8 protein-coding genes and 1 riboswitch are annotated in these 7412 nt (G+C 52.9%); of the genes, 3 read left to right on the forward strand and 5 right to left on the reverse strand.

The window, feature by feature from the left end; all coding sequences use genetic code 11:
* Positions 1-3: 3 nt before the first annotated feature.
* Together hslV and FJ147_05285 are read right to left on the reverse strand one after the other, a co-directional pair.
* The gene (gene hslV, locus FJ147_05280; protein ID MBM4255292.1) at positions 4-528 is read right to left on the reverse strand and encodes an ATP-dependent protease subunit HslV; all 525 of its coding nucleotides are present in this window, start codon (positions 526-528) and stop codon (positions 4-6) included.
* A 136-nt stretch (positions 529-664) separates the two neighbouring features.
* Entirely contained in the window at positions 665-1612 is a 948-nt protein-coding gene (locus FJ147_05285; GenBank protein ID MBM4255293.1) for a tyrosine recombinase XerC, read from the reverse strand.
* A gap of 168 nt (positions 1613-1780) precedes the next feature.
* On the opposite strand from FJ147_05285, the gene FJ147_05290 reads away from it, so the two are divergent.
* Positions 1781-2068 carry a hypothetical protein gene (locus tag FJ147_05290; GenBank protein ID MBM4255294.1) on the forward strand — a complete coding sequence of 96 codons (288 nt, stop codon included), beginning with the start codon at positions 1781-1783 and terminating at the stop codon, positions 2066-2068.
* Between the two features lie 6 nt (positions 2069-2074).
* Here the strand turns inward: FJ147_05290 and FJ147_05295 are convergent, their stop codons facing one another.
* Complete coding sequence (locus tag FJ147_05295) at positions 2075-4270, reverse strand: glycosyltransferase family 1 protein (protein MBM4255295.1); 2196 nt, start codon at positions 4268-4270, stop codon at positions 2075-2077.
* 202 nt (positions 4271-4472) lie between these two features.
* Here FJ147_05295 and FJ147_05300 point away from each other — a divergent pair, with 202 nt between their 5' ends.
* Positions 4473-5135, forward strand: a complete 663-nt coding sequence (locus tag FJ147_05300) for a peroxiredoxin (protein MBM4255296.1) — start codon at positions 4473-4475, stop codon at positions 5133-5135.
* A 316-nt stretch (positions 5136-5451) separates the two neighbouring features.
* Entirely contained in the window at positions 5452-5709 is a 258-nt protein-coding gene (locus tag FJ147_05305) for a hypothetical protein (protein MBM4255297.1), read from the forward strand.
* Here FJ147_05305 and FJ147_05310 read toward each other — a convergent pair.
* Complete coding sequence (locus tag FJ147_05310; GenBank protein MBM4255298.1) at positions 5612-5836, reverse strand: hypothetical protein; 225 nt, start codon at positions 5834-5836, stop codon at positions 5612-5614. The genes FJ147_05305 and FJ147_05310 overlap by 98 nt on opposite strands.
* 247 nt (positions 5837-6083) lie before the next feature.
* Positions 6084-6227: riboswitch (cyclic di-GMP riboswitch) on the forward strand.
* A gap of 209 nt (positions 6228-6436) precedes the next feature.
* Entirely contained in the window at positions 6437-7222 is a 786-nt protein-coding gene (locus tag FJ147_05315; GenBank protein ID MBM4255299.1) for a transposase, read from the reverse strand.
* Positions 7223-7412: the final 190 nt, after the last annotated feature.

The following is a 7412-nucleotide window of genomic DNA, read 5'->3' on the forward strand; positions in this document are numbered from 1 at the left end:
ACGTTAGATCTCCTCGATCACAATTTGGTCGTTGGTAAATACGCAAATGTCTGCTGCCGTACGTAATGCTTCTTGTGCGATCGTGCGCGCGTCCAAATCTGAATGTTTCATCAAAACGCGAGCAGCAGCCAGGGCGAAATTTCCTCCTGAGCCAATTGCGACAAGACCATCGTCAGGCTCTATGACATCGCCATTACCGGAAAGCAACAGGAGCGAGTCTCGATCCGCGACCGCCATCAGTGCTTCGAGTCGACGCAGCACCCGGTCCGCCCGCCAGTCACGTGCCAGTTCAACTGCAGCACGACGAAGGTTGTTATTGTACTCATCGAGTTTTTTCTCAAGCTTCTCACAGAGGGTCAGTCCGTCAGCGGTACTCCCGGCAAAGCCGGCAAGGACACGTCCTTGGGCCAAACGGCGTAATTTCTTGGCTGTATGTTTAACGACAGTATTGCCCAGGCTCACCTGTCCGTCACCTGCCATAACGACTTTCCCTTTATGGCGTAGACAGAGGATGGTCGTGCCGTGCATGACTAGCCCTTCCATGAGAACCTCCGACCCTGAATGCAAAATGCAAAATGCAAAATGGTGGACTCCAATAATCTTCAGCTGTGAGATGTATTTTGTTCATCATTCCTAATTTTGAATTTTTAATTTTTTGCATTCGTCACGCGCGTGGGTGAGCTTTATCGTACACATGCATCAAATGATCAAGATTCACATGCGTGTATTTCTGTGTCGTTGATAAGCTCGAATGGCCCAAAAGTTCCTGAATCGCTCGGAGATCTGCGCCGGCATCAAGCAGATGCGTGGCAAAGGTATGGCGCAACGCATGTGGACTAGTTTTGAGAGCGATCCCACACGCTCGCGCGTAGGCGTTGACAAAGCGGCCAACACTGCGCGTTGTCAGTCGACTTCCTCTGGTATTCAAAAATACCGGTGATGTTGCCAGTGAAGTTGCCGAGGGTAAGCGATTTCGCCGCTTCGGTGCAACTAATTCGGGGATTTGTATGCGATACTGCTCAAGCGCATCAAGTGCTTTCCGACCAATAGGCACGATCCGCTCTTTATTGCCTTTTCCTTTCACACGGACGACTTCGACGTTCCCATCGATATCGCCCCAGTTCAGCCCGATCAGTTCGCTCACACGCAAGCCGCATGAGTAGAGCACTTCCAGCATCGCGCGATCACGCAGCCCGGCTGGCGTGTCATGCGCCGGTGTTTCAAGAAGGCGAAACATGTCATCGACAACAAGATGGGTCGGCAGCGGTTGATCTTGCTTAGGTGAGGAGATGAGGACGGTCGGGTCCCGCTCAATTTCTCCTTCGCGTAACAGGAGGCGAAAGAAACTTTTTAAGGTTGAGAGTTTACGGGCGATTGAACTCTTCTTATTCCGGCGGTGGAGGAGAGAGAGATACGCATGAATCAAATGGTGATCGATCTGGGAGACGACCACCTGTCGTCGCTCGGCTCGTTCGTGCGGTTGTTCGACAAAAGCGAAGAATTGGGCTAAGTCGCTCATGTAATTTCGTAAGGTATGAGGCGACATGCTTTTTTCCACTCGCAAGAATGTGGCAAAGCGATCAAGCAAAAGGTGCAACTCTGTGGTAGTCATGATTGGGTAACCGTCTCGGCATGATACCAAGAGGACTCAGGCAAGAAAAGCCATCGCAAAAGGAAAAGCGATGCTCCTGCCAGCCTCTTCACAACCGACGTGTGTGTGCTGTCGGGTTGTATGGCAACATGCCGCTACCACGATGACATGCGATACGTCAGGAGGCGCATGATGCACTGCTATCACTGTCAACAAGAGGTGAACACCAAGGACCGCATTGGGCGCGGTGAAACATGCATCAAGTGCGGTGCGAATCTCCGTTGCTGCCGGAACTGCATGTTCTATGACACAAGTTACGCCAGCGCCTGTCGTGAGCCGCAAGCTGAGCCGGTTGTAGACAAAGAAGCCGGCAATTTTTGTGACTTCTTTGCCCCCAGCGACCACCAAGGACAACGCCCAACGCCGGCTGCGGATGCGCGTGCACGACTTGAAGCGTTATTCAAGAAAAAATCGTAGCTCAGATCAATCAATTTCATGTGCAGCTGAATGTTCGTTCCCGTTGACCGTCATCGCAATCTTCGGAGGGTCACCTGCGGCGGGGAGATAAAATCGCTCAATATATTCTTTCACCATACGCCGCGCAGAAAATAGCGGTGCAACGGAAGCGATCGCTTCCTTGACCACACGTACCCAACCCCGCGGCACTCCGTCTGAGTCGCGCTGATAGAACAACGGCACGATTTCGCTTTCAAGCAACTGATACAATGCGCTTGCATCATGAGTGTCTCGGTTCTCAATCTCAGCCAGAGGGTTTGTCGGCCCAATCGTCCAGCCGTTACCGCCGTTATACGCTTCACACCACCACCCATCAGCAATGCTCAGATTGGGAACTCCGTTGAGGGACGCTTTTTGTCCGCTCGTGCCACTCGCTTCCAATGGCGGAACTGGGTTGTTGAGCCAGACATCGACGCCTTGCACAAGAAACTTCGCTACGCGAATGTCATAGTCTTCAACAAAAGCAATCTGCCCACCGAGACCGTACTCTTTGGCGAGTGCGTAGACTTGATGGATCAAGTGTTTTCCTGGCTCATCAGCAGGATGTGCTTTCCCGGCGAAGACAATCTGCACAGGCTTCCAACGATCTTGAAGAATCGTTTGTAATCGCGCCAAATCTTGCAACAGGAGGGTCGCTCGTTTGTAGGTCGCAAAACGACGCGCAAAGCCAATCGTCAACGCTTCTGGGTCGAGGAGTGCTCCACTGGCCAGGACCTGTACAGGGTCTCGATGTTCTTCACGCCATAACGCGCGGGCTTGTTCACGCACGAAATGCATGAGTTTGTATTTCAACCGCAGCCGTGTCCACCATAACTCTCCATCTGGAATCTCGTGAACCCGCAACCACAGGGCAGGTGAATCGTGACGCTTGATCCAGTCGGGCCCCAGATATTTATCATACAAACGATCAAGTTCGGGGGCGAGCCATGTGGGTGTATGGACACCGTTGGTAATGGATGAGATCGGAACGCGCTCGACTGGCGTGTCTGGCCACAGTCGCTGCCACATCCGGCGTGATACCTCACCATGAGTTTTACTCACGCCGTTGCACTTGCCGGCCATGCCTAATGCCAACACGGTCATATGAAAGACTTCCCCCCATGGTTCACGATGCGCACCGAGGGCGAGAAAGCGGTCTCGATCCAAACCGATCTGATCCCAATAATTGGACAAATATTTCTCGACCAGGTGGAACGGAAAGGCATCGTGGCCGGCAGGGACCGGGGTATGAGTGGTAAAAACTGTGGTACGTCGGACTTCGGCCACTGCCTCGTCAAAAGTTTTGCCACTGGCGACGAGTTCTCTCACGCGTTCGATCGTCACGAAAGCGGCATGGCCTTCGTTGAGATGCCAGACGCTGGGGGTGATGCCGAGGGCACGAAGGACCCGGATGCCACCCATGCCTAAGACGATTTCTTGGAGTACACGGGTTTCTTGGTCACCACCATACAAACGTGCGGAGAGTTCGCGATCCCATGGGGCGTTCTCTTCAACATCCGTATCCATCAAATACAATACTGAGCGTCCGACTTTGACGTGCCAGACGGTGACGTAAATCTGTCGGTCACCGATCGGGACCGCGACTAAACAGCGCTGCCCGTCAGGAGTACGTGCTTCAACGAGAGGTGCTTCCGCCCGATCGAGATGTTCGTACACCGCTTCTTGACGTCCATCAACGGAAAGGCGCTGATGAAAATAGCCCAATGGGTACATGAACCCGACCCCGACAAAGGGAAGGCCGAGGTCACTGGCTTCTTTACAATGATCTCCTGCCAAGATGCCAAGCCCGCCGCCATAGATAGGCAATGAATTATGGATCCCAAATTCAGCCGAGAAGTAGGCGACCGTCGTGTTGAGTAACGGGGTCGCGGAGCGTGCGACCCAGATGTCACGATTAGTGATGTCGGCATCAAACGCGACCATCACTGCATCATAACGACGCAAGAACGCTGGATCCTGGGCGAGGACTGTCAGCCGCTCAGGTTTCACTTCACGCAATAATTTTACCGGATTATGTTGCGTGATCGCCCAGAGCGTCGGGTCGATAGTAGCAAAAAGGGCATCGGCTTCCTTATGCCAACTCCACCATAAGTTATGGGCAAGTTCGTATAAACGCTGAATACGGACGGGGAGCGATGACATAGTCAACTCCATGAACAACATCCTCCTGGTCGAGAACTGATCCCACCTGTCCCAAAAGATCGGCCAAGACGTACCATACCTTAACGGATCTGTCGTGGACGGGTAGTGGAGAAACCCTACTTTCCCTACTCAGGGCAAGTGGTTATATAAGAGGCGATTTACATCTTACCCGTACTGACAATTTAAAAGAAAATTGCAGAGTTTCAGGAAAGGAGAGCCCTGTATGGAGACACAGGAGAGACAACCAATTCCGCGTATCGGCGACCCAGCGCCGGACTTCAAGGCAGTGAGCACCCACGGAGAAATTACCCTGTCGCAATATACCAAAGCCGGGAAATGGGTGATGTTGTTTTCGCATCCAGCCGATTTTACCCCAGTATGTACAACTGAATTCATTGAATTTGCGCGTCTGACTCCGGAATTTGAGAAACGCAACGTGCAACTGATCGGTCTCTCGGTTGACAGCATTTTCGCTCACCTTGGTTGGGAGCAGAATATTGAAAAGAACTTTGGCCAGAAAATTCCTTTTCCCGTGATTGCGGATCGGAACATGGCGGTCGCGGCGCTGTTTGGTTTGATCCATCCAGGGGCAAGCGATACCGCAACCATTCGTGCGGTCTTTTTGATTGATCCGAATGGGAAAGTGCGATTCCTGATTTACTATCCGCTGAGCATGGGCCGCAACTCACAAGAACTGTTACGTGCGATCGACGCTGCGCAAGCTGCGGACAAGCACGGTATCGCCACGCCGGTGAATTGGAAACCCGGTGAGGAAGTCATCGTTCCGCCACCAGCCAACGAGACCGCGTTGCGTGAGCGATTAGAGATGGGCAAAAAGGGCGAAGTCAATCAGACAGATTGGTACTTTTCGAAGAAGAAGATCTAACTAATTGTTCTTCATATATATCCTTTGTTGGCAATGGCGTTACACTAGGGAATGGCAGTCATTGCGAGGAGCCGTTTGACTGCACTACGTGACGCTTAGGACACGTTCCGCGACGAAGCAATCTTCACGGAAAATCGGCGAGATCCTAGATTGCTTCGTTACTTATGAAATCTGCTAAGAAATATCGGTAATCATGGAGTTAGGGTGCCACTGGGAGGACTGTACAAGCAGCAAGCTGGCTGCGGCACCTAACTTTGCTCTTCCTCTTGACCGTCCTCCTGCATAGCGCACCTCATTCATTCTTCACTCTAAGTGAATTTATGCCGATGATGTTCGCTACGTCTACAATGACCTCGGGCGGCTGATCGGTGTCGTTGACCAAACGAGTGGTGAGACCGTAATCTACCAGTATGAGGCAGTTGGCAACCTGCTCGATATTCTCCGCCAACCGGCCAGAGCCGTTTCGATTTTGAAGGTCACACCCAAAAGGTGGCCCGGTCGGAATGAGCGTAACACTGGTCGGCACGGGCAACAGCACGACGCTGAGTCAGAATACGGGGACCTTCGACGGTAACCTCGGCCACGGCGGCCAGACTTGTTGTGATTGTCCCTACGGGGGCGACCACGAGACTGATCAGTGTCTCGATTCCGAGCGAGTCTGCGACCTGCAGCACGGCGTTTGCCGTCCCTGCTCTTGGCACGCCAGTCGACCCACCTACCATCAGCGGTTTTACCCCACCAGTACCCCACAAAACCGCAGTAGAACGGCATCAACCAGCCGCGGTTTGCAATTCGCACGCCGCCGTCGCGGGGCAGGAATTATCTGCAGCCACTCCACGAGCGTACAGGTCTTCGCAGGCATGCGCCTTTCTTTGCTTTCCGCTATACACTGTGCGCTCTCTCTCTATCTAAACCCTTGACACCTTTTTTTGTGTGTCAAAAGTCACCCAGTGAGTAGGCCAAACCCAGAGTGACTTGGGGACGGCAAGCCGACGGGACTTCATCCACTACGCTGACACCGGAGTCGGCAGGGGAGGTGGAGAGAGGTAGTGGCGGGAAAACAGAGGTACTGAAGTTGGCCGGGTTGCCGGAAGTGATTACCGTGTTGATCACAGAGGCAGCCCGGCTTTTTTTGTCCAGCGAGGTCGTTCGGGTCTTGACTTCAATGGTTCGATTGAGCTGATGTTTGCCCATTCATCGAGGAGAAAGGCAAAAGGAGGGGACCAATGAAACAGGTGAGATTTCCACGTTCACGGTATTTGGCGGTGTGCGCCGTTCTACTAACGATTGGTGCTAGTTGGTCACAAACTAAACTCAGCTAACGAGAGATGGATAAAGCCGTGTTGATCGGGGTGAAAACCATGCCATTGGACGGGAAGATTAAAGGTGGCCAGGGTAAAAGCCAGCCGCATTTGGAACGCCGCCCAGGTGCGATGGGCCACTTTCTTCAGATGACAGACGCCATGAAGCATCGAGAGCACGGTTTCTACCAGCATCCGCGTATTCCACAAGCCCCTATCACATAGTTTAAGATTAAGGGGATCTCCTTCTTTAGCATGGAAGGCCGAGTCGCTGAGCACGATCATCTCCTCTTCATACGTAGCAATCAATGGATGGAATGCGGTATCGGCGGCATTCGCGCCCGCACAATCCCAGCCGACCACCACCCCCCATTGATTGAGCAACAGACAGAGATTGCCGCCGACAATCCAGCGATGGTTGGATTTCCCTTTCCGCCCGATTTGCTTGTGACTGCGTCCTTCGCGCATCGGATGGAGCAACTCGACGCCATAGCTATCTACCACCCCCAACACCGACGGCATCGCCAGAAACTCGTCGGTCCAGTTCCGGTGCCCAGCCAAGAGGCGAAACAAGCGGGTTCGCTCGGGCAAAGCCGGAAACAATCGGCGCCAATCTCGGGTCAACCACCGATAAAACGCCCGCGTGCCCACTCCTTTAAGCGCAAACAGCATCCCTACGGTGACAAGTTCACTCGGCCACAAGTGGGACAAGGGATGCTTGGGGACGTCGCTCATCATTTCATCTCCCCGATAGAACAACTCGCTGATAAAATCTTCCGTGGTCATGCGCTGTACTCCCTTCCCTGCAAAGGTGTCGCAACCTGCAGCTTGGAGTCATCGCATGACCTTTTTCAAGGTCCACTCAAACTAGCGCCATTGGTTAGGCATGGGCAAGAATTAAGTTACCGATTAAGAGCGAGGAAGAAGCGTATAGTTCCAATCGCCATGAAACTTACCGGGTTTGATATTGAGCGCT

The organism is Deltaproteobacteria bacterium, assembly GCA_016874775.1.
Lineage (GTDB): Bacteria > Desulfobacterota > Binatia > Bin18 > Bin18 > VGTJ01.